Genomic DNA, 24,187 nt, shown 5'->3' with positions numbered 1-24,187 from the left:
CCCCTCGTGGACGGCCCGCCACCCCCACGGTCACCGGCGGGCCGTCCCCCTCACTTCCCCCGGGAGGGCGTTCCAGCATGGAGCTCAACGAGATCACCGACGGCCTGCCAGAGCCCGTCCGCAAGGCCTGGGAACGCAGCCTGGCGAGCGGCCGTGCCGCGCTGACCCGGCGCACGATGCTGCGCGCCGCCGCCCTCACCGCCGGCGCGGGCACCCTCGCGGCCTGTGGCATCCCGCCGGCGGCCCGCACCACCGGCACCGGTGACTCCGTCGCGAACGCCGCCGAGGACCGCTCGGAGAGCGACAAGGAGGTCAACTTCTCCAACTGGCCGCTCTACGTCGACACCGACGAGAACGACACCGAGAAGCACGGCACCGTCGAGGCCTTCACCGAGGCCACCGGGATCAAGGTCAAGTACACCGAGGACGTCAACGACAACGTCGAGTTCTTCGGCAAGGTCAAGCCCCAGCTCGCCGCCGGCCAGGACACCGGCCGCGACGTGATGGTGCTCACCGACTGGATGGTCGCCCGGCTGATCCGGCTCGGCTGGGTGCAGAAGCTCAACCAGTCCAACATCACCACGGCCATCACCAACATCGAGTCGCGCTTCCGCGCACCCGACTGGGACCCGGGCCGCCTGTACAGCTACCCCTGGGCCGGCATCCAGGTCGTCATCGCGTACAACTCCAAGGCCACCAAGGGCAAGCCGGTCACCAGCGTCAGCCAGCTGCTCGACGACCCCGAGCTCAAGGGCCGGGTGACCTTCCTGTCCGAGATGCGCGACACCATCGGGATGACCCTGCTGGACATGGACAAGGACCCGGCGAAGTTCACCGCCGACGACTACGCGGCCGCCGTCGCCCGCCTGCAGAAGGGCGTCGACTCCAAGCAGATCCGCAAGTTCACCGGCAACGACTACGGCCAGGAGCTCTCCTCCGGCGACATCGCGGCCTGCCTCGCCTGGGGCGGCGACCTGATCCAGCTGAAGGCCGACAACCCCGACATCGAGTTCGTGATCCCGGAGAAGGGCTACGTCTCCTCCACCGACAACATGGTGATCCCGGCCCGGGCGCAGCACAAGGCGAACGCCGAGCGCCTGATCGACTTCTACTACCGGCCCGAGATCGCGGCCCGGCTCACGGCCGGCATCGGGTTCGTCTCCGCCGTCACCGGCATGCAGGAGGCACTCGCCGCCCTCGACCCGGAGACCGCGGCGAACCCCCTGGTCGTCCCCACCCCCGAGATGGCCGCCAAGGTCCACGTCTTCCGCTCCCTGAACGAGGCCGAGGAGAGCGACTTCGAGGAGAAGTTCTCCAAACTGATCGGCGCCTGACCCCACCTGACGGCATCAGCACCCACGGCAGCAGACAGAGAGAGACCATGACAGACCAGCTGCGCGACTCGGCCGCCGGCGGCGACGTCCGCCTCACCGGTATCGGCAAGACCTACGGCGCCTTCACCGCCGTCCACCCGCTCGACCTGACGGTGCCCCAGGGGTCCTTCTTCGCCCTGCTCGGCGCCTCGGGCTGCGGAAAGACCACCACCCTGCGCATGATCGCCGGCCTGGAGGAGCCCACCAGCGGCACCGTGGTGATCGGCGGCCAGGACGTCACCGCGCTGCCGCCCTACCGCCGGCCGGTGAACACCGTCTTCCAGAGCTACGCGCTCTTCCCGCACCTCGACATCTTCGAGAACGTCGCGTTCGGCCTGCGCCGCCGCGGCCGCAAGGACGTCAAGAAGCAGGTCGAGGACATGCTGGAGCTGGTCGAGCTCGGCCAGTTCGCCCGCCGCAAGCCGCACCAGCTGTCCGGCGGCCAGCAGCAGCGCGTCGCGGTCGCCCGGGCACTGATCAACCACCCGCAGGTACTGCTCCTCGACGAGCCGCTCGGCGCCCTCGACCTCAAGCTGCGCCGGCAGATGCAACTGGAACTCAAGCGGATCCAGACCGAGGTCGGCATCACCTTCGTGCACGTCACCCACGACCAGGAGGAGGCCATGACCATGGCCGACACCATCGCGGTGATGAACGGCGGCCGGGTCGAGCAGCTCGGCGCCCCCGCCGACCTGTACGAGAACCCCGCCAGCACCTTCGTGGCCAACTTCCTCGGCCAGTCCAACCTGATCACCGCCCAGGTCACCGGCGCCGAGGGCACCGACCTGCTGCTCTCGGCGGGCGGCGTGCGACTGGCCGTGCCGAAGGCCCGCTGCGCCACCGCGGCCAAGGAGATCTACCTGGGCGTGCGCCCCGAGAAGATCACCATCGCGCACGTCTCGGCCGAGGTCGCCGAGGGCCGCAACCGGCTCGGCGGCACCGTCGTCGACTCCAGTTTCATCGGCGTCTCCACCCAGTACGTGGTGCGCACCGATGCCGGTCAGGAGGTCGCGGTCTTCGAGCAGAACATGGAGCGCGACGCCCGGATCGTCCCCGGCGCGCCGGTCGTCCTGCACTGGAACCCGGCCCACTCCTTCGGCATGGACGCCGCCCAGGCGATCGACGCCGGCACCGGGGAGGCGGCGGCATGACGTCCACCACCGCGCCCGCGCCGGCCCGGGCGATACCCCCCGACGACGCCTCGCCGTCGCCCGCCCGCCGCCCGCGCCGCAAGCTCACCGCGTACTGGCTGCTGCTGCCGGGCATCGCCTGGCTGGTGGTCTTCTTCGCGGTGCCGATGGTCTACCAGGGCTCCACCTCGCTGCAGACCGGCTCGCTGGAGCAGGGCTTCAAGCTCACCTGGCACGTCGCGACCTACTGGGACGCGCTGGGCGAGTACAAGTGGCACTTCGTCCGCTCGTTCTCCTACGCGGCCATCGCCACCGTGCTCTGCCTGGCGATCGGCTACCCGCTCGCGTACACGATCGCCTTCAAGGCGAGCAAGCGCTGGCGCAACGTCATCCTGATCCTGGTGATCGCGCCGTTCTTCACCAGCTTCCTGATCCGCACGCTGGCCTGGAAGACCATCCTGTCGGACGGCGGCCCGGTGGTCGGCGCGCTGAACGCCCTGCACGTCCTGGACCTGACCGGCGCCGTCGGCCTCACCTCCGGCGACCGCGTGCTGGCCACGCCCCTCGCGGTGGTCTGCGGCCTGACGTACAACTTCCTGCCGTTCATGATCCTGCCGCTGTACACCTCGCTGGAGCGGATCGACCCGCGGCTGCACGAGGCGGCGGGCGACCTGTACGCGCGCCCGTTCACGACCTTCCGCAAGGTCACCTTCCCGATCTCGCTGCCCGGCGTGGTGGCGGGCACGCTGCTCACCTTCATCCCGGCCTCGGGCGACTACATCAACGCCCAGCTGCTGGGGTCGCCGAGCGAGCAGATGGTCGGCAACGGCATCCAGAAGCAGTTCCTGAACGTCCTCGACTACCCGACGGCAGCCGCTCTGAGCTTCATCCTGATGGCCCTGATCCTGGGCATGGTGACGGTCTACATGCGCAAGGCCGGGACGGAGGAACTGGTCTGATGTCCCGAATCTTCACGTGGATCCGGTCCCACCTGGTGGTGCTGGCGGGCGTGCTCGCCCTCGCCTACCTGGTGCTGCCCAACCTGGTCGTGCTGGCCTTCTCGTTCAACAAGCCGCAGGGCAAGTTCAACTACGAGTGGTCCGAGTTCTCCACCGACGCCTGGACCAACCCCTGCGGCGTCGCCGACATGTGCCAGTCGCTGTCGTTGAGCCTGCAGGTCGCCGTGCTCGCCACGATCGGCGCCACGGTGCTCGGCACCATGGTGGCCTTCGCGCTCGCCCGCTACCGCTTCCGCGGCCGGGGCGCCACCAGCGCGATGATCTTCCTGCCGATGGCGATGCCCGAGGTCGTCATGGCGGCCTCGCTGGGCACGCTCTTCCTCAACATGCGCATCCCGTTCGGCTTCGTCACCATCCTGATCGCCCACATCATGTTCTGCCTCAGCTTCGTGGTGACGGCGGTCAAGGCCCGCGTGATGAGCATGGACCCCCGGCTGGAACAGGCCGCCCAGGACCTCTACGCCACCCCGGTGCAGACCTTCCTGCGGGTCACCCTGCCGCTCGCCGCCCCCGGCATCGCGGCCGGCGCGCTGCTCAGCTTCGCGCTCTCCTTCGACGACTTCATCATCACCCAGTTCAACTCCGGCCCGACCACCGTGACCTTCCCGATGTTCGTCTGGGGAGCCTCGCAGCGCGGCATCCCCGTCCAGGTGAACGTCATCGGCACCGCGATGTTCATCGCGGCGGTCGCCCTGACCGTGGGCGGCCAGTGGCTCGGGAACCGGCGCAAGGCCGTCGCCTGACCACCGGTCCGGTACGGGCGGCCCGGGTCTGGGTAGGCTCCGCAGTGTTGCACCGAAATCACCCTCAATGTCCAGAAAGTGGCTGATAATGCATGGACTCCGCCCGCGCGCTCAGTGACGCCAGGCCCACCCCCTTCTGGCTGGAGGATCCGGGTCGGCCGCAGGCGCTGCCCGCCCTCGTCGGCGACACCACCTGCGACCTGCTGGTCGTCGGCGGTGGCTACTCCGGCCTGTGGACGGCGCTGATCGCCAAGGAGCGGGACCCGTCCCTCGACGTGGTCCTGGTCGAGGGCAACGAGGTCGGCTGGGCCGCGTCCGGTCGCAACGGCGGGTTCTGCGCCGCCAGCCTCACCCACGGCTTCGGCAACGGCCTGCAGCGCTGGCCGGGCGAGCTGGCGGAGCTGGAGCGCCAGGGCGCGGCCAACCTGCAGGCCATCGAGGACACCCTCAAGCGCTACGGCATCGACGCCGAGTGGGAGCGGACCGGCGAGATCGACGTCGCCACCCAGCCGCACCAGCTGGAGGAGCTGCACGAGATCGCCGAGGCCGTCGCCGAGCACGGCCTGGAGCTCACCGTCCTGGACGCCGACGCCCTGCGGGCCGAGGTCGACTCGCCCACCTTCCTGGGCGGCGTCTGGGACAAGGAGGGCGTGGCGATGGTCCACCCGGCCAAGCTGGCCTGGGGCCTCAAGCAGGCCTGCCTCGGCCAGGGCGTGCGGATCTTCGAGCGCACCAAGGCCACCGCGCTCGCCGAGCACGGCAGCGGCATGGCCGTCCGCACCCCGTACGGCCGGGTCTTCGCCCGGCGGGTGGCCCTCGGCACCAACGTCTTCCCGTCACTGGTGAAGCGGGTCCGCCCGTTCGTGGTGCCGGTGTACGACTACGCGCTGATGACCGAGCCGCTGAGCACCGAGCAGCTCGCCGCGATCGGCTGGCGCGGCCGGCAGGGCCTCGGGGACAGCGCCAACAAGTTCCACTACTTCCGGCTCTCCGCCGACAACCGCATCCTGTGGGGCGGCTACGACGCCGTCTACCAGTACGGCGGCAAGGTGCGGGACGAGTACGACCAGCGGCCGGAGACCTTCCGGACGCTGTCGGCCAACTTCTTCCGCTGCTTCCCGCAGCTGGAGGGGGTGCGGTTCACCCACGCCTGGGGCGGGGCGATCGACACCTGCACCCGCTTCTCCGCCTTCTTCGACACCGCCTACCGGGGCCGGGTCGCGTACGCGGCCGGGTACACCGGCCTTGGTGTCGGGGCCACCCGCTACGGCGCCGAGGTGATGCTCGACCTGCTGGCGGGCGAGCGGACCGAGCGGACCTCGCTGGAGATGGTGCGCAGCAAGCCGCTGCCGTTCCCGCCGGAGCCGGTGCGGTGGGCCGGGATCGAGATGACCAAGTGGTCGCTGGACCGCGCCGACCGCAACGGCGGCCACCGCAACCTCTGGCTGCGGACGCTGGACCGGCTCGGACTCGGCTTCGACAGCTGACGTCCGCCCGGACGGCTCCCGTACGGCATGGGCCCTCGGGGGTCCGGGGCGCATCCCTGTCATCAGGGGTGCGCCCCGCCGTGCTGTCCGGCCGCCGTCCGTCCGTCCGTCAGTGTTCGGTCCGGTCGGTCCCGTCGGTCCGCCGGGGCGCGGCGCGAACTGTGCAGAACCCGTGCAGCCTGCCGGACCCGTGTAAGAAAGCGCGGCCGGGCCCCTCTCCACGGTGACGGCGGGCAGCGGACCCCGCCGTGCCGAACGAGCGGAGGACGGGCCATGGAGAGCAAGGGATCGGCCGGGGGACGGTCCGGCGGCCAGGGCGAGCCCCCGTCCGCCGGACCGTCCCCCGGGCTGGACTGGCTCGCCGAGGCCGCCCCGGACCCGGACGCCTGCCGGCGGGAGTGGCACCGCGGCGGCGCGGGTCTGCTGCTGCTGCCGGCCGGCCGGCGCTGGGACGTCCTGCTGGTGGCCGGCCCGCTCGGGCGGCCGGCCCTCGCCGCCCTGGCCCGCTGCCCGGGGGGACCCGGTCCGGTGTACGCGGACTTCGGCGGCGAGCACCTGGGCTTCCTGGTCCCCGTGGGCACCGCCGCCCGCTGGCTCGGCACGGGGGTACGGACGGCGGGCACCGGCTGCTGGATCGTCCTCCCGCACCCGGCCCGGCGGGGCAGCGGCGTGCGCTGGCTGGTCCCACCGGACGGCTCCGGGCGGCTCACCGACCCGGCGCTGCTGGAGCTGGCGCTGCACGAGGCGGCCGCCGATCTTGTCCACCCCTGCCACTGACGGCCCTGACGGCTCTCCCGGGGCGCGCCGCCGCCGGCCGTCGTGCGCCGCTGCTGCCCCGAGCGACCGCTGGGCCGTTCGGCGTACGCCGCCGACGACCTGTAAGGCTGAATCCCGGATACCCGTCAGCCTGCTCGTTGAGGCGGGCCGCGGTGCGGACCAGACTGGAGAACGAGCGCGGTAGCCCCGTGATCCCGTCGCCCGGCCGATTCCCGGGCGGCGCCGCACAAAGGGACCGGCGGAGTGCCGCCCGGGACTTCGGAGGCAGACGATCTTGAGCAAGCCCAACGTGACCAAGCACCTCATCCACTGGATCGGCGGCGCGCCCGTTGCCACCGCCGGCTCCGCGCCGCGCCGCGGCGACATCTTCGACCCGGCCACCGGCCAGGTGGCGGGTCACGTCGACTTCGCGGGCATCGCCGAGGTCGACCAGGCGGTCGCGGCCGCGGCCTCCGCCTTCGCCGAGTGGCGCCACGCCTCGGTGGCCAAGCGCACCACCGTGCTCTTCAACTTCCGCGAGCTGCTCAACGCCCGCAAGGACGAGCTGGCCGCGATCATCGTCGCCGAGCACGGCAAGGTGCACTCGGACGCCCTCGGCGAGATCGCCCGCGGCCAGGAGGTCGTCGAGTACGCCTGCGGCATCCCCCAGCTGATCAAGGGCGGCTTCACCGAGCAGGCCTCCACCGGCATCGACGTCTACTCGATCCGCCAGCCGCTCGGCCCGGTCGCCGTCATCTCGCCCTTCAACTTCCCGGCCATGGTGCCGATGTGGTTCTTCCCGATCGCCATCGCGGCCGGCAACACCGTGGTGCTCAAGCCCTCGGAGAAGGACCCGTCCGCCGCCAACTTCATCGCCGAGCTGTGGAAGGAGGCCGGGCTGCCCGACGGTGTCTTCAACGTCGTGCACGGTGACAAGGTCGCCGTCGACCGCCTGCTGGAGCACCCGGACGTCAAGTCCGTCAGCTTCGTCGGCTCCACCCCGATCGCCCGCTACGTCTACGAGACCGGCACCCGTTACGGCAAGCGTGTGCAGGCGCTCGGCGGGGCGAAGAACCACATGCTGGTCCTGCCCGACGCGGACCTCGACCTCAGCGCCGACGCGGCCATCAACGCCGGGTTCGGCGCGGCCGGCGAGCGCTGCATGGCCGTCTCCGTCCTGGTGGCGGTGGACCCGATCGGCGACGAGCTGGTCGAGAAGATCAAGCAGCGGATGGCCACCCTCAAGGTCGGCCCGGGCTGCAACGGCGACTCCGACATGGGCCCGCTGGTCACCGGCCAGCACCGTGACAAGGTCACGTCCTACGTGGAGTCGGGCGTGGCGGACGGCGCCGAGCTGGCCGTGGACGGCCGCAAGCACCCGATCGCCGGCGAGGACGTCAACGGCGCACCGACCACGGACGGCTTCTGGCTCGGCCCCACCCTCTTCGACCACGTGAAGCCGGGCATGTCCGTCTACAACGACGAGATCTTCGGCCCGGTGCTCTCGGTGGTGCGGGTCGCCTCGTACGACGAGGGCCTGGAGCTGATCAACGCCAACCCGTACGGCAACGGCACGGCCATCTTCACCAACGACGGCGGCGCCGCCCGGCGCTTCCAGCACGAGGTGGAGGTCGGCATGGTCGGCATCAACGTGCCGATCCCGGTGCCGGTCGCCTACTACTCCTTCGGCGGCTGGAAGGCCTCCCTCTTCGGCGACAGCCACGCGTACGGGCCGGACGGCGTCCAGTTCTTCACCCGGGGCAAGGCCGTCACCCAGCGCTGGCTGGACCCGTCCCACGGCGGCATCAACCTGGGCTTCCCCACCAACAGCTGAGCCCGCCCGCACCTTGCCCTCAGGGCCTGCCGGCTGCGTACGACGCGGCCGGCAGGCCCTGTTTGCTTCGGTGACGGGAACGGCGTAGTGTTCCCTAGTCGCTCGGCAGGGAGCACCGGACACGCAGTCAGCGCGGACGGTCCCGGGGCGGCCACTCCACGAACCACCTTCCATCGCATCGTCATGGGTTTTTTCGCTTCGGCGTATTCCTGTGCGGTTAATTGGCATGTGTGTGTTTAGCGGATTGGCTTGGATTCGCCTTTCGGGGCGGGGCTGGGCTAGAGTTTGAGCCGTCGGACGGACCGTCAGGTCCGGTCGGCGAAAGCCTCCTGAAGGCCGGGACGCACGAAAGACTCTGGTAGAGTCTGGGAGTGCCGAAAGGCCGAAGGAAAGCAAGGCAGGGAAGCGAAACTCCGGAAAACGGAGCGGAAAACATCTGCTAAGCTGGAAACACGAAAGAACGAAGCGCCCGGAGAGTTCACGAGAGTGGCTCGAAGGAAGTGTCCGTTCCTTGAGAACTCAACAGCGTGCCAAAAGTCAACGCCAGATATGTTGACATCCCCGGCCTGGATCACTTGATCCGGGTTGGAGATTCCTTTAGTAACAAAACACTAGCGAGGACGCAGTGCGCGGGACCGCCCTATTCCGGTGGTTGCCGTGCCGCTCAACGCGAGTGGCTCGCCGGATTACCGGCAGACATTCACGGAGAGTTTGATCCTGGCTCAGGACGAACGCTGGCGGCGTGCTTAACACATGCAAGTCGAACGGTGAAGCCCTTCGGGGTGGATCAGTGGCGAACGGGTGAGTAACACGTGGGCAATCTGCCCTGCACTCTGGGACAAGCCCTGGAAACGGGGTCTAATACCGGATATGACCTTCCTCCGCATGGGGGTTGGTGTAAAGCTCCGGCGGTGCAGGATGAGCCCGCGGCCTATCAGCTTGTTGGTGGGGTAATGGCCTACCAAGGCGACGACGGGTAGCCGGCCTGAGAGGGCGACCGGCCACACTGGGACTGAGACACGGCCCAGACTCCTACGGGAGGCAGCAGTGGGGAATATTGCACAATGGGCGAAAGCCTGATGCAGCGACGCCGCGTGAGGGATGACGGCCTTCGGGTTGTAAACCTCTTTCAGCAGGGAAGAAGCGCAAGTGACGGTACCTGCAGAAGAAGCACCGGCTAACTACGTGCCAGCAGCCGCGGTAATACGTAGGGTGCGAGCGTTGTCCGGAATTATTGGGCGTAAAGAGCTCGTAGGCGGCCTGTCGCGTCGGATGTGAAAGCCCGGGGCTTAACCCCGGGTCTGCATTCGATACGGGCAGGCTAGAGTGTGGTAGGGGAGATCGGAATTCCTGGTGTAGCGGTGAAATGCGCAGATATCAGGAGGAACACCGGTGGCGAAGGCGGATCTCTGGGCCATTACTGACGCTGAGGAGCGAAAGCGTGGGGAGCGAACAGGATTAGATACCCTGGTAGTCCACGCCGTAAACGTTGGGAACTAGGTGTTGGCGACATTCCACGTCGTCGGTGCCGCAGCTAACGCATTAAGTTCCCCGCCTGGGGAGTACGGCCGCAAGGCTAAAACTCAAAGGAATTGACGGGGGCCCGCACAAGCAGCGGAGCATGTGGCTTAATTCGACGCAACGCGAAGAACCTTACCAAGGCTTGACATATACCGGAAACGGCCAGAGATGGTCGCCCCCTTGTGGTCGGTATACAGGTGGTGCATGGTTGTCGTCAGCTCGTGTCGTGAGATGTTGGGTTAAGTCCCGCAACGAGCGCAACCCTTGTTCTGTGTTGCCAGCATGCCTTTCGGGGTGATGGGGACTCACAGGAGACTGCCGGGGTCAACTCGGAGGAAGGTGGGGACGACGTCAAATCATCATGCCCCTTATGTCTTGGGCTGCACACGTGCTACAATGGTCGGTACAAAGGGCTGCGATGCCGCGAGGCGGAGCGAATCCCAAAAAGCCGGCCTCAGTTCGGATTGGGGTCTGCAACTCGACCCCATGAAGTTGGAGTTGCTAGTAATCGCAGATCAGCATGCTGCGGTGAATACGTTCCCGGGCCTTGTACACACCGCCCGTCACGTCACGAAAGTCGGTAACACCCGAAGCCGGTGGCCTAACCCGTAAGGGGAGGAGCCGTCGAAGGTGGGACCAGCGATTGGGACGAAGTCGTAACAAGGTAGCCGTACCGGAAGGTGCGGCTGGATCACCTCCTTTCTAAGGAGCACATGGCAGCTTCGGGCGAATGTCCTGAAGTGCTAGCTCATGGGTGGAACGTTGACTATTCGGCACGGTTCGGTCTCATCGACCGCGAGTACTGCGCTTCGGCGCGTGGAAAGCATCTGGTGGGGTTGGGTCGTGTCGGGCACGTTGTTGGGTCCTGAGGGAACGGCCGTATGGTCGTTGCTTCAGTGCCGGTCCTACTTGATGATCTCCGTTTCGGGGGTTTGATGGTGGGTGACTGGTCGTTGTTTGAGAACTGCACAGTGGACGCGAGCATCTGTGGCCAAGTTTTTAAGGGCGCACGGTGGATGCCTTGGCACCAGGAACCGATGAAGGACGTGGGAGGCCACGATAGTCCCCGGGGAGCCGTCAACCAGGCTTTGATCCGGGGGTTTCCGAATGGGGAAACCCGGCAGTCGTCATGGGCTGTCACCCATACCTGAACACATAGGGTATGTGGAGGGAACGCGGGGAAGTGAAACATCTCAGTACCCGCAGGAAGAGAAAACAACCGTGATTCCGGGAGTAGTGGCGAGCGAAACCGGATGAGGCTAAACCTGATACGTGTGATACCCGGCAGGGGTTGCGTATGAGGGGTCGTGGGAAAGTTCTTCAGTCGTCTGCCGGCGGCTGGGTGAGTCAGAAACCGTTGGTGTAGTCGAAGGACATGCGAAAGGTCCGGCGTAGAGGGTAAGACCCCCGTAGACGAAACATCAGCGGCTCACTTGAGCTTCTCCCAAGTAGCACGGAGCCCGAGAAATTCCGTGTGAATCTGGCGGGACCACCCGCTAAGCCTAAATATTCCCTGGTGACCGATAGCGGATAGTACCGTGAGGGAATGGTGAAAAGTACCGCGGGAGCGGAGTGAAATAGTACCTGAAACCGTGTGCCTACAAGCCGTGGGAGCGTCGGACAGTGGGCTTGCCTATCTGTCTCGTGACTGCGTGCCTTTTGAAGAATGAGCCTGCGAGTTTGCGGTGTGTAGCGAGGTTAACCCGTGTGGGGTAGCCGTAGCGAAAGCGAGTCCGAATAGGGCGATCGAGTTGCATGCCCAAGACCCGAAGCGGAGTGATCTAGCCATGGGCAGGTTGAAGCGGAGGTAAGACTTCGTGGAGGACCGAACCCACCAGGGTTGAAAACCTGGGGGATGACCTGTGGTTAGGGGTGAAAGGCCAATCAAACTCCGTGATAGCTGGTTCTCCCCGAAATGCATTTAGGTGCAGCGTCACGTGTTTCTTGCCGGAGGTAGAGCACTGGATAGGCGATGGGCCTCACCGGGTTACTGACCTTAGCCAAACTCCGAATGCCGGTAAGTGAGAGCGTGGCAGTGAGACTGTGGGGGATAAGCTCCATGGTCGAGAGGGAAACAGCCCAGAACACCGACTAAGGTCCCTAAGCGTGTGCTAAGTGGGAAAGGATGTGGAGTCGCAGAGACAACCAGGAGGTTGGCTTAGAAGCAGCCACCCTTGAAAGAGTGCGTAATAGCTCACTGGTCAAGTGATTCCGCGCCGACAATGTAGCGGGGCTCAAGCACACCACCGAAGTCGTGTCATTGCAGCAACAGGGCCAACGCCTGCTGTGATGGGTAGGGGAGCGTCGTGTTCCGGGTGAAGCAGCGGAGGAATCCAGTTGTGGACGGGACACGAGTGAGAATGCAGGCATGAGTAGCGATACAAGAGTGAGAAACTCTTGCGCCGATTGACCAAGGGTTCCTGGGTCAAGCTGATCTGCCCAGGGTAAGTCGGGACCTAAGGCGAGGCCGACAGGCGTAGTCGATGGACAACGGGTTGATATTCCCGTACCCGCTTTGAAGCGCCAACGTCGAACCTCTGAATGCTAAAGCCGCGAAGCCGGCCTGGAGTCTTCGGACGAAGGGACGTGGTGGAGCCGCTGACCCAACAGGGTAGTAGGTGAGCGATGGGGTGACGCAGGAAGGTAGTCCAGCCCGGGCGGTGGTTGTCCCGGGGTAAGGGTGTAGGCCGAGTGATAGGCAAATCCGTCACTCATTAAGGCTGAGACCTGATGCCGAGCCGATTGTGGTGAAGTGGATGATCCTATGCTGTCGAGAAAAGCCTCTAGCGAGTTTCATGGCGGCCCGTACCCCAAACCGACTCAGGTGGTCAGGTAGAGAATACCGAGGCGTTCGGGTGAACTATGGTTAAGGAACTCGGCAAAATGCCCCCGTAACTTCGGGAGAAGGGGGCCGGAACTGGTGATGAGTCTTGCACTCTGAGCTGGGGCCGGCCGCAGAGACCAGCGAGAAGCGACTGTTTACTAAAAACACAGGTCCGTGCGAAGCCGTAAGGCGATGTATACGGACTGACGCCTGCCCGGTGCTGGAACGTTAAGGGGACCGGTTAGTCGAGATTCGTCTCGGCGAAGCTGAGAACTTAAGCGCCAGTAAACGGCGGTGGTAACTATAACCATCCTAAGGTAGCGAAATTCCTTGTCGGGTAAGTTCCGACCTGCACGAATGGCGTAACGACTTCTCGACTGTCTCAACCATAGGCCCGGTGAAATTGCATTACGAGTAAAGATGCTCGTTTCGCGCAGCAGGACGGAAAGACCCCGGGACCTTTACTATAGCTTGATATTGGTGTTCGGTTCGGCTTGTGTAGGATAGGTGGGAGACTTTGAAGCAGCCACGCCAGTGGTTGTGGAGTCGACGTTGAAATACCACTCTGGTCGTGCTGGATGTCTAACCTGGGTCCGTGATCCGGATCAGGGACAGTGTCTGGTGGGTAGTTTAACTGGGGCGGTTGCCTCCTAAAGAGTAACGGAGGCGCCCAAAGGTTCCCTCAGCCTGGTTGGCAATCAGGTGTTGAGTGTAAGTGCACAAGGGAGCTTGACTGTGAGACCGACGGGTCGAGCAGGTGCGAAAGCAGGGACTAGTGATCCGGCGGTGGCTTGTGGAAGCGCCGTCGCTCAACGGATAAAAGGTACCCCGGGGATAACAGGCTGATCTTCCCCAAGAGTCCATATCGACGGGATGGTTTGGCACCTCGATGTCGGCTCGTCGCATCCTGGGGCTGGAGTAGGTCCCAAGGGTTGGGCTGTTCGCCCATTAAAGCGGTACGCGAGCTGGGTTTAGAACGTCGTGAGACAGTTCGGTCCCTATCCGCTGTGCGCGTAGGAATATTGAGAAGGGCTGTCCCTAGTACGAGAGGACCGGGACGGACGAACCTCTGGTGTGCCAGTTGTCCTGCCAAGGGCATGGCTGGTTGGCTACGTTCGGGAGGGATAACCGCTGAAAGCATCTAAGCGGGAAGCCTGCTTCGAGATGAGTATTCCCACCTCCTTGAGAGGGTAAGGCTCCCAGTAGACGACTGGGTTGATAGGCCGGATGTGGAAGCCCTGTAAGGGGTGGAGCTGACCGGTACTAATAGGCCGAGGGCTTGTCCTCAGTTGCTCGCGTCCACTGTGTTGTTCTGAAACAACGACCCCACTTGCCCTGGTCACGGGTGGGTGGTGCGGTGACAGTTTCATAGTGTTTCGGTGGTCATAGCATGAGGGAAACGCCCGGTTACATTCCGAACCCGGAAGCTAAGCCTCATTGCGCCGATGGTACTGCAGGGGGGACCCTGTGGGAGAGTAGGACGCCGCCGAACAATCATTCCAAAAAAGCCCCCTCCCGTTCGGGAGGGGGCTTTTTTGCGTTAACGTCTCCCCAGCACAACCCAAGCTCGGTGGAGGCGCGTCCAGTGCAGAACCTGACCCTTACGTGGCAGACAGCCGGCGGAGCCTCGGTCGCCCTCCTCGCGGCGGGGTACGCGGCCAAGCGGCTGCGGCGGCCCTCGTTGGGCAGCATGCTGCGGGAGGCCGGGATCCTACTGGCGCTCTTCGCGCTCTGGCAGCTGGTCGGCCGGCTCTCGTTGATGAGTGCCGAGCACGCGTTGGACCGGGCGGCCTGGATCCATCGCACCGAACTGACCCTGGGGCTGCCCGACGAGGCCGGCTGGCAGGCAGCCGTCACGCCGTACCCGGTGGTGGTGAAGGCCGCCAACTACTACTACGCGTCCATGCACTTCGCTGTCATGATCGCGGTGCTGCTCTGGGTCTTCGTCCGCCATCGCGCCCGGTACGCCTGGGTGCGGACCACGGTGGTGCTTACCACGGCCGTGTGCCTGGCCGTCCAGTTCATCCCGGTCGCGCCGCCCCGGATGTTGCCGGAGAGCGGATTCGTCGACGTGGCGGCCGAGTACGGGCAGTCGGTCTACGGCGGCGCGGTCGGCGGGGTGGTGGTGGCAGCGCAGCTGTCGGCGATGCCGTCGGTGCATGTCGCCTGGTGCGTCCTGGCGGCCATCACGGTGATCGTGGTGTCCCGCAGCGCGCTTCGCTGGCTGATCGTCCTGCATCCGCTGCTCACGGTCTGGGTGGTGGTGGTCACCGCGAACCACTTCTGGGCGGACGGGCTGGTCGCACTGGTGATCCTGGCGCTGGCCTACACGGCGCAGTGGGCGGTGCGGAGGTTCCGCGCGGGCCGCCGGAAGGCCGAGGGGCCCGCCGAGCCGCGTACGGCACCGCGACGGGCGCCCGTGCGGCACTGAGCGGCCTGGACGGGCCGGTACTGCCCTGGGGGGCAGGCAGGCCCGCGCCGAGCGGGCACACCCGTGGTGCCGCACGGGCACATCCGTGGGGCTGGGAGCGCAGACGTGTGGGCCGGGCCTCTTCACGAGGCCCGGCCCACGGTTCGTTGGGCTGCTGCCGCGGCCGGCACGGGGGTGGCCGTGCCGGCCGCGGTGTCCGCTCCGGCGGGGCGACCCGTCGTCGCGGCGCCCACCGGCCGGGCGCGCTACTTGACCGGCAGTGCCGCCCGGCCCCACCCGCTGTTGGTCAGCGCGGCGGTGGCCCAGTACCAGGCGACCAGGCCGGACAGGGCGGCGAGCCACCCACCGACCTTGGCGAGCCCGCCGGAGCTGCCGAAGACGGCGATCGCCGAGACCACCAGGGACACCGTGAGCAGGCCGTACACGGCGCGGCTGAACAGGCCGGAGTTCCAGCTGGCGGCGGTCAGGGTGAGCGCCAGCAGCGCCCACAGCAGCAGGAACAGACCGGCGGCGTTCTTGCCCGCCCCGCCCGCTGCCGACCAGGTGGCCCAGAAGGCACCGAGGCTGGTGAAGGCGGTGCCGGTGAAGCCCTCGCCGGAGCGGAGCTGCCAGAGGCCGGCGACGAACAGGGTCAGCCCGCCGACCAGGTGGGCGAGGGTGGCCGCGTCCTTGGCACCGGTGCCGCTGAAGATGCCGGTGGAGAGCAGGCCGTAGGCGAGGAGGGTCAGGCCGAGTGCGAGATATCCGAGGGAACCGGCGTCGGCTCCTGAGGACCGGGCGTTCTGCGCCCCGGTAGCTTCGTTGCTCACCGGAGGCTCCTTTCACTCTGGGCGCGCCTGAGGCGCTGTCAATGCGAGCGATGAGGTGGCTGCGCGTGGCCGGCCGAGGGCGCACGGAAAATCGACGTGCGAACGGCTGCGGTCAGTGAAGTGCCAGCGGCTGAGCTGCTGGTCAGTGTCCCCTCCGGGGGATTCCCCGGTGAATCCGGTGTACCCGGCCGGTAGCCGCTTGTACCCTTGTGAATGGCACAATTTGTACTGTCCGCCGTTGTGGACCGCGCACGATTGGCCACTTGGTGAACGGGATCGACCGTCCGGGTGAACCGTCGCCCGGGTGTTACGAGTTGGACTCGACTGACGCCGGGTCAGCCGGCCCGTTGGGCGGGCACCCGCAGGGTCAGGATCGCCATGTCGTCCGACGGCGGTTCGGGGGCGAAGCGCTCCACGGCCCGCTGGACGCGGGCGGCCACCGCTCCGGCGGTCAGTCCGGTGCAGCCGGTGAGCACCTGGGCCAGGCCGTCGTCCCCCAGCATCCGCAGGCCCTCCCGGCGTTCGGTGACCCCGTCGGTGACGCAGAGCAGGACCTCGCCAGGGTGCAGCACCAGGTGCTCGGCGGTCAGCTCCAGCTCCTCCATCACGCCGAGCAGGGGCTGCGGGGTGGCGGCCTGGTCGACCTGTCCGTCCACGCGCAGCCGCAGCGGCAACGGGTGGCCGGCGCAGACCAGCGACAGTTCGGTGCAGCCGTCCGCCCTCGGAGTCAGCTCGCCGTACAGCAGGGTCAGGAAGCGGCTGCGCGAACCCTCGTCCAGGATGGCCGCGTTGAGCCGTCGCAGGACCTGCGGGGCGTCCAGTCCCTCGCGGGCGAGGAGCCGCAGCGAGTGGCGGGCCAGGCCGGTCACCGAGGCGGCCTCGGGGCCGGTGCCGCACACGTCGCCGATCGCGAAGCCGTAGGTGCCCTCGCGGATCGGGAAGAGATCGTAGAAGTCGCCGCCGACCTCGTTGCCCTCGCCGGCGGCCTGGTAGAACACGTCCACCTCGACACCGGGGATCTCGGGCAACTCCGGTGGCAGCAGGCTGCGCTGCAGTGCCTGGCTGGTGGCGGTGCGCTCGGAGTAGAGCCGGGAGTTGTCCAGCGCGAGGGCGGCGCGGCGGGAGAGGTCCTCGGCGAGTTCGAGCATCTCCTGGCGGAACCGGACACCGGCCGGGGCGCCCAGCACGAGCAGGCCGATGACCCGGTTGCGGGCGGCCAGCGGCAGCACCACCGTCTCACCGAGCAGGCCGGCGAGTTCGGGGCTGTCGGCGAGGCCGCCGGTGCGGGCCGCCTCGGCGGGTGCCGTCCAGAAACGGGTGCCGGGGGCCGGGTCGGCCTCCGGGGCGGGGATCTTGTCGAGGACGTAGCGCAGCGGATCGATCCGGTCCTCGTCCTGGTGCAGGACGAAGGCGAGCGTGGCCGGGCCGCCCTGTTCGCCGGTGGTGTAGACCGCGCACCAGGAGGACAGCGTGGGCACGGCCATCTGCGCCATCAGGGCGAGCGTCTGCTCGTGCTCCAGGGTGCCGGCCAGCAGTTCGGAGGCCTCGACCAGGAAGGACAGCGAGCCGCGGCGCAGCCGTTCCAGTTCGGCCAGCCGGGCGCTCTCCAGGGCGAGCGCGACCCGGTCGGCGGCGAACTGCAGGCGCAGCGCGTCCTCGTTGTCGTAGCGGCCCGGCGCGGCGGCGGCGACACCGAGGGAGCCGATCAGCCGGCCGTCCACCTTCAGCGGGACGGTGATCAGCGAGCGCAGTCCGCTGCCCTGGAGCAGCGGGACGGGCGCGGGCCGGGTGGCGAGGTCCTCGTGGACGGTGGGCAGCCGGGAGGCGTCGAAGCGGCTGCGGTTGGGGTCGACCGGGAAGCGGTCGTAGCGGCGGCGGCCGGCGGTCAGCCCGGTGGCGGCGCGGACCTCGAACTCGCTCTCGTCGTCGGTGACCAGCAGCAGGTAAGCGGCGTCGGCGTCCAGGAGGTCCCGGGCGCGTTCCACGGTGCGCTGGAGCAGCGCGCCGAGGTCGTCCGGCGCGGCCGCCCCGGCCAGCAGGTCCAGCGGCGCGTCGGAGGCGCCGGCCGGCTCGGCGCCGTGGGTGCGGGCGGGGGAGCGCAGGACGGCGCGGTCGACCTCGCGCACCAGCAGGCAGAGGGTGGTCGGGACGCCCTCGGCGTCGCGGACCCGGATCTGCACGCCGTACACCTCGACGGTGAGGCCGTCGCCGCGGCGCAGGCCGAAGCTGCCCTCCCAGCGGGCCAGCCGGAGGGTCTCGTCGAGGCCGAGGCCGATGCCGGCCGACTGCGGCCAGGCGGCGAACTCGGCCCAGGGACGGCCGAGTACGTCCTCGGCGCGGTGCCGGAACAGCGCCTCGGCGTCGGGGTTCCAGGCCAGCACCCGGGCGTGCTCGTCGACCTGGACGACGGCGACGTGCACGGGCCCGTCGGTGCTGGGCAGTTCGTCGCCGGGGGCGGCCGGTTCGGCGTACCGGGTGCCGATGACGTGGTCGGGCAGCTGGAGACGGAACCACACGGTCTTGCGGCCGGCCGCGTACTCGACCCCCCAGCAGGAGGACAGCGCCGAGCACATCAGCAGGCCGCGGCCACCCTCGTCGTCCGGGTCGGCGTAGCGTTCGACGCTCGCGTCGGGGACGTCGGCGAAGGCCGGCAGGCCGCGTTCGGGGTGGTGGTCGGTGACCTCGACCCGCACGGTCTCGTCCTCGCGCAGGCAGCAGACCTCGGCGGCGGTGCCGGCGTGCACGACGGCGTTGGTGACGAGTTCGCTCACCAGGACGACGGCGTCGTCGACGACCTCGGGCAGCCCCCAGCTCAGCAGGGCGTCCCGGACGAAGCCGCGCGCGGCCGCGGCCGACCGGCCCACTGGTCCGAAGGTGGCGGCTGCGCGCGCGGTGACCACGTTGCCACTTCTCCTCTGCTCTGGTCCGGCTGCCCGCCGCACACGGTGGACGGTCCCGGGGGCGAATCACCTGCTGCGCCTGCCGGGTGGTGGCGCGGCCGGGACGACTCGTGGCCCGGTGCAGCGCTCCACCCTACTTTCCGGTTGGTTCCCCGTGGGTACAGGGAGCCAAAACAGGCTCCGGAGGGTGATTCTGGGCACGTGTTTGGCCGGGAGTCGTACCAACCGAGCGCAACCGGCCGTACACCCGGTGCCAGTACTGCCAGACTGGGGGGTCCGCAACGACCTGATCGCGCAGTACGGTCGAGGCGGTGCCGGTGGGCCGGACGGTCCCCGCAGCGGTTTTCGGCCGCACCGGTGCCTGTGCCCGAGCGGTTCCGGGCGTACTGGACAGTTCACGATGTGGGAGGGTCCCGTTGAGTTCGGCCACCAAGGACGCGACCGGCACGACTCCGTCCGCCGCACGCGGCGGACGGTCCGGGGCGGCGCCTCGGGGCACCGCCGGACGGCGCCCGAACCACGCCAGGGGCGCCGAGCCCGCCGACCTGCGCAAGCTGCTGGCGGCGTTGACGGCGATGCGCGACGGCAACTTCAAGCGGCGGCTGACCGTGCCGGGGGACGGTCCGCTGGCGGAGATCGCCGCGGTCTTCAACGAGGTCGCCGAGCGGAACCAGCATCTGACGGGTGAACTGGCTCGGGTGCGCCGGGCGGTGGGCCGCGAGGGCCGGCTGTCCGAGCGGCTGGAGACCGGCGCGGGCGAGGGCGCCTGGATGGCCGCGGTCGACAACTGCAACGCGCTGATCGACGATCTGGCGCGTCCGATGGCCGAGGTCGGCCGGGTGCTGACGTCGATCGCCGACGGCGACCTCGAACAGAAGATGGAACTGCGTTCGGTCCACACCAACGGGGTGAGCCACCCGCTGCGCGGCGAGTACCTGCGGATCGGCCGCACGGTCAACGGACTGGTCGACCAGCTCTCCGAGTTCACCGACGAGGTGACCCGGGTCGCGATCGAGGTGGGTACCGAGGGCAAGCTCGGCGGCCAGGCCCGGGTGCGCAGCGTCTCGGGCAGCTGGAAGGACCTGGCGGACTCGGTCAACACGATGGCCGGCCGGCTGACCGCGCAGGTGCGCAACATCGCCGAGGTGACCACGGCGGTGGCCAAGGGGGATCTCTCCCGGAAGGTCACGGTCGAGGTCGACGGCGAGATGCTGCAGCTGAAGAACACCGTCAACACGATGGTGGACCAGCTCAACTCCTTTGCCGCGCAGGTCACCAGGGTCGCCCGGGACGTGGGTACGGAGGGGCGGCTCGGTGGTCAGGCGCAGGTGCCGGGGGTGGCCGGGGTCTGGCGCGACCTGACCGACTCGGTCAACTTCATGGCGAACAACCTGACCGGGCAGGTGCGCAACATCGCGCAGGTGACCACGGCGGTGGCCCGCGGCGACCTGTCGCAGAAGATCGAGGTCGACGCCCGGGGCGAGATCCTGGAGTTGAAGAACACCATCAACACGATGGTGGACCAGCTCTCGGGCTTCGCCGAGCAGGTGACCCGGGTGGCCCGCCAGGTCGGTACCGAGGGGCGGCTCGGCGGTCAGGCGCAGGTGCCGGGCGCGGCCGGCGTGTGGCGCGACCTCACCGACAACGTCAACTTCATGGCCAACAATCTCACCGACCAGGTGCGCAACATCGCGCAGGTGACCACGGCGGTGGCCAAGGGCGACCTGTCGCAGAAGATCCAGGTCGACGCCCGGGGCGAGATCCTGGAGCTGAAGAACACCATCAACACGATGGTCGACCAGCTGGGCGCCTTCGCGGACGAGGTGACCAGGGTCGCCCGGGACGTCGGGACGGAGGGCATCCTCGGTGGCCAGGCGAGCGTGCCCGGGGTGGCCGGCATCTGGAAGGACCTCACCAACAGCGTCAACCTGATGGCGAACAACCTGACCAGCCAGGTCCGCAACATCGCCGAGGTGACCACCGCGGTGGCCCGCGGCGACGTGTCGAAGAAGATCACCGTGGACGCCCGCGGGGAGATCCTGGAACTGGTCACCACCGTCAACACGATGGTGGACCAGCTGTCGGCGTTCGCGGACGAGGTGACCCGGGTGGCCCGCGAGGTGGGCACCGAGGGGATCCTGGGCGGCCAGGCCCGGGTGCGCGGGGTGTCGGGCATCTGGAAGGACCTGACCGACAACGTCAACTTCATGGCCTCCAACCTGACCAGCCAGGTCCGTAACATCGCGGAGGTCGCCACCGCGGTGGCCCGCGGCGACCTGTCCAAGAAGATCACCATCGAGGCGCAGGGCGAGGTCGCGGCCCTGGCGGGCACCCTGAACACGATGGTGGACCAGCTGTCCGCGTTCGCCGTCGAGGTGACCCGGGTGGCCCGCGAGGTGGGCACCGACGGCATCCTGGGCGGCCAGGCCGGGGTACCGGGCGTCGCCGGCATCTGGAAGGACCTGACCGACAACGTCAACCTGATGGCGAACAACCTGACCGGGCAGGTCCGCAACATCGCCCTGGTGATCACGGCGGTGGCCCGCGGCGACCTGTCGCAGAAGATCGACGTGGACGCCCGGGGCGAGATCCTGGAGCTCAAGACCAGCATCAACACCATGGTCGACCAGCTCGGCTCGTTCGCGGCCGAGGTCACCCGGGTGGCCCGCGAGGTGGGCACCGACGGGCGGCTGGGCGGCCAGGCCCGGGTGCCGGGCGTGGACGGCACCTGGCAGGACCTCACCGAGTCGGTGAACGAGCTCGCCAACAACCTGACCCGTCAGGTGCGCGCGATCGCCCAGGTCGCCACCGCCGTGACCAGGGGCGATCTGTCGCTGCGGATCGACGTGGACGCCTCGGGCGAGCTCGACGAGCTCAAGGACAACATCAACCAGATGATCGCCAACCTGCGGGAGACCACCCGGACCAACCAGGAGCAGGACTGGCTGAAGACCAACCTGGCCAGGGTCACCGGCCTGCTGCAGGGCCGCCGTGACCTGGAGGCCGTCGCCTCGCTGATCATGACCGAGCTGACGCCGGTGGTCTCCGCCCAGCACGGCGCCTTCTTCCTCGCCCAGCCGGCCGGCCGGACCGCCGAACTGATCACCGAGGACGACGACGAGAACGACACCGTGCTGCGCCTGATCGGCAGCTACGGCTACCAGCGGCGGGCGATGCCGACCACCTTCCGGCCCGGGGAGTCGCTGGTCGGCCAGGCGGCGGTGGAGAAGCGCTCGATCATCCTGAAGGAGGCGCCGCCCGGATACCTCAAGATCGCCTCCGGGCTCGGCGAGGCCTCGCCGGCGCACGTGGTGGTGCTGCCGGTGCTGTTCGAGGGCCGGCTGCTCGGCGTCATCGAACTGGCCACCTTCAGCTCCTTCACCACCGTGGCGCTCGACTTCCTCAACCAGATCGCCGACCTGATCGGCGTGACGGTCAACACCATCAGCGTCAACACCAAGACCGAGGGCCTGCTGCTGGAGTCGCAGCGGCTCACCGCCGAGCTCTCGATGCGCTCCGCCGAGCTGGAGGCCCGCCAGGAGGAGCTGGAGCGCACCAACGAGGAACTGCAGGAGAAGGCCGAGCAGCTCGCCCAGCAGAACCGCGACATCGAGATCAAGAACAGCGAGATCGAGGAGGCCCGGCAGGTCCTGGAGGAGCGCGCCGAGCAGCTGGCGCTGGCCTCCCGGTACAAGAGCGAGTTCCTGGCGAACATGTCGCACGAGCTGCGTACCCCGCTGAACTCGCTGCTGATCCTGGCCAAGCTGCTGTCCGACAACAACGAGGGCAACCTGTCGCCCAAGCAGGTCGAGTTCGCCGACACCATCCACGGCGCCGGGTCCGACCTGCTCCAGCTGATCAACGACATCCTCGACCTCTCCAAGGTGGAGGCGGGCAAGATGGACGTCCGCCCGGCGAAGATCGCGCTGGTCCAGCTGGTCGACTACGTCGAGGCGGCGTTCCGGCCGCTCACCGTGGACAAGAGCCTGGACTTCGCCGTCCGGGTCTCCCCGGAGCTGCCGGTCACCCTGCACACCGACGAGCAGCGGCTCCAGCAGGTGCTGCGCAACCTGCTCTCCAACGCGGTGAAGTTCACCGACTCCGGCGCCGTCGACCTGTACATCCGCCCGGCCGGCGCCGATGTGCCCCAGCACGTGCGTGAGCAGCTGCTGGAGGCCGGCGCGATCGGCGACCCGGACGAGGAGCTGGTCGCCTTCTCGGTCTCCGACACCGGGATCGGCATCCCCGGCAACAAGCTGCGGGAGATCTTCGAGGCGTTCAAGCAGGCCGACGGCGGCACCAGCCGCAAGTACGGCGGCACCGGCCTCGGGCTCTCCATCAGCCGGGAGATCGCCCGGCTGCTCGGCGGCGAGATCCACGCCGAGAGCGAGCTGGGTCGCGGCTCCACCTTCACCCTGTACCTGCCGCTGCGCAGCGAGGCCCCCGACCCGTCCGTCCACGAGCGCCCGGCCGCCGCGATGGTCCGCGCCTCGGTCGGTGTGACGCCGGTGGGTACGCCGGTGCCGGTGGGGGAGAACCCGGCCGAGCACTGGGCCCAGGAGGTGCGGGAACTCGCCGAGGAGCGCCGTCGGGGCGCCGTCGAGCGCCGCCGGGCGGCCGCCGCCGAGGAGAGCGTCCCGCGCCAGCAGACCGAGCCGGCGGCCCGCCCGGGCGCCGTGGCACGGCCCGACGGGCGCTTCGACGGCCGGTTCGACGGTGAGCAGGTGCTGATCGTGGACGACGACATCCGCAACGTCTTCGCCCTGACCAGCGTCCTGGAGCAGCACGGTCTGACGGTGCTGTACGCCGAGAACGGGCGGGAGGGCATCGAGGTGCTGGAGCAGCACGAGGACGTGGCGCTGGTGCTGATGGACATCATGATGCCGGAGATGGACGGCTACGCGACCACCGAGGCGATCCGCCGGATGCCGCAGTTCTCGGGCCTGCCGATCATCGCGCTGACGGCGAAGGCGATGAAGGGGGACCGGGAGAAGAGCATCGAGGCCGGCGCCACCGATCACATCACCAAGCCGGTCGAGACCGACCATCTGCTGACCGTGATGCACCACTGGCTGGAGCAGAAGTGAGCGCGGCCGCGGGGGCACCCCGGTCGGCCGGGGCGTGGAGGGGGGAGCCCGGGCGCCGGCCCGCGCCGGTGGCCGCGCCCGTTCGCTGGCGGGGACGGCCGGGAACCCGGTAGGGTCACCGATCGTTGCGAACAGTGACGGAACCGCGACTCAGCGCAGAGGTGCGCCGGAGTACTGTCCGCCCGGTCGGCGACGCGGCTCCGCACAGATCGGCGGACCGCATTCCACCGGGGCGATGTGGCGGGCGAGGGGGTCGGGCTAGCATGACCGGGG

At 68.2% G+C, this 24,187-nt stretch carries 11 protein-coding genes and 3 rRNA genes; 12 read left to right on the top strand and 2 right to left on the bottom strand.

The features are described from left to right. Positions 1-77 precede the first annotated feature (77 nt). The 11 genes from OG689_RS14995 to OG689_RS14945 all read left to right on the top strand — a co-directional run bounded on the left by OG689_RS14995 (position 78) and on the right by OG689_RS14945 (position 15,118). Entirely contained in the window at positions 78-1,334 is a 1,257-nt protein-coding gene (locus OG689_RS14995) for a spermidine/putrescine ABC transporter substrate-binding protein (RefSeq protein WP_266320792.1), read from the top strand. Between the two features lie 47 nt (positions 1,335-1,381). Further along, a complete protein-coding gene (locus OG689_RS14990) occupies positions 1,382-2,524 on the top strand; it encodes an ABC transporter ATP-binding protein (protein WP_266320790.1) in 1,143 nt (380 codons plus the stop codon). Then, the gene (locus OG689_RS14985; RefSeq protein WP_266320789.1) at positions 2,521-3,462 is read left to right on the top strand and encodes an ABC transporter permease; all 942 of its coding nucleotides are present in this window, start codon (positions 2,521-2,523) and stop codon (positions 3,460-3,462) included. The genes OG689_RS14990 and OG689_RS14985 overlap by 4 nt, the downstream gene beginning before the upstream one ends. Next, positions 3,462-4,265, top strand: coding sequence for an ABC transporter permease (locus tag OG689_RS14980; RefSeq protein ID WP_073927417.1), 804 nt, complete (start codon positions 3,462-3,464; stop codon positions 4,263-4,265). Before OG689_RS14985 ends, OG689_RS14980 begins: the two co-directional genes overlap by 1 nt. A 92-nt stretch (positions 4,266-4,357) precedes the next feature. Continuing rightward, entirely contained in the window at positions 4,358-5,752 is a 1,395-nt protein-coding gene (locus OG689_RS14975; protein WP_266320787.1) for an FAD-dependent oxidoreductase, read from the top strand. Positions 5,753-6,025: 273 nt separating this feature from the next. Then, positions 6,026-6,529: a bifunctional DNA primase/polymerase gene (locus tag OG689_RS14970; protein ID WP_323189293.1), complete on the top strand. Its 504-nt coding sequence runs from the start codon at positions 6,026-6,028 to the stop codon at positions 6,527-6,529. A gap of 289 nt (positions 6,530-6,818) precedes the next feature. Then, a complete protein-coding gene (locus OG689_RS14965; protein WP_266327143.1) occupies positions 6,819-8,342 on the top strand; it encodes a CoA-acylating methylmalonate-semialdehyde dehydrogenase in 1,524 nt (507 codons plus the stop codon). Positions 8,343-9,041: 699 nt separating this feature from the next. Continuing rightward, positions 9,042-10,565, top strand: a 16S ribosomal RNA gene (locus OG689_RS14960). Between the two features lie 287 nt (positions 10,566-10,852). After that, a 23S ribosomal RNA gene (locus OG689_RS14955) occupies positions 10,853-13,974 on the top strand. Positions 13,975-14,062: 88 nt separating this feature from the next. After that, positions 14,063-14,179, top strand: a 5S ribosomal RNA gene (gene rrf / locus OG689_RS14950). The 16S, 23S and 5S rRNA genes sit together here, the layout of an rRNA operon. Before the next feature lie 93 nt (positions 14,180-14,272). Further along, entirely contained in the window at positions 14,273-15,118 is an 846-nt protein-coding gene (locus OG689_RS14945; RefSeq protein WP_266320786.1) for a phosphatase PAP2 family protein, read from the top strand. Positions 15,119-15,363: 245 nt separating this feature from the next. Here OG689_RS14945 and OG689_RS14940 read toward each other — a convergent pair whose 3' ends face one another. Together OG689_RS14940 and OG689_RS14935 are read right to left on the bottom strand one after the other, a co-directional pair. Further along, entirely contained in the window at positions 15,364-15,927 is a 564-nt protein-coding gene (locus OG689_RS14940) for an acetate uptake transporter (protein ID WP_266320785.1), read from the bottom strand. Between the two features lie 335 nt (positions 15,928-16,262). Then, a complete protein-coding gene (locus OG689_RS14935; protein ID WP_266320784.1) occupies positions 16,263-18,827 on the bottom strand; it encodes a SpoIIE family protein phosphatase in 2,565 nt (854 codons plus the stop codon). Between the two features lie 545 nt (positions 18,828-19,372). Here OG689_RS14935 and OG689_RS14930 point away from each other — a divergent pair. Next, entirely contained in the window at positions 19,373-23,914 is a 4,542-nt protein-coding gene (locus tag OG689_RS14930; RefSeq protein ID WP_266327141.1) for a HAMP domain-containing protein, read from the top strand. Positions 23,915-24,187 lie beyond the last annotated feature (273 nt).

Source organism: Kitasatospora sp. NBC_00240, from assembly GCF_026342405.1.
Lineage (GTDB): Bacteria > Actinomycetota > Actinomycetes > Streptomycetales > Streptomycetaceae > Kitasatospora.
Note: the sequence above shows the minus strand (reverse complement) of the source record. Positions and strands in the feature narration are given on the sequence as shown.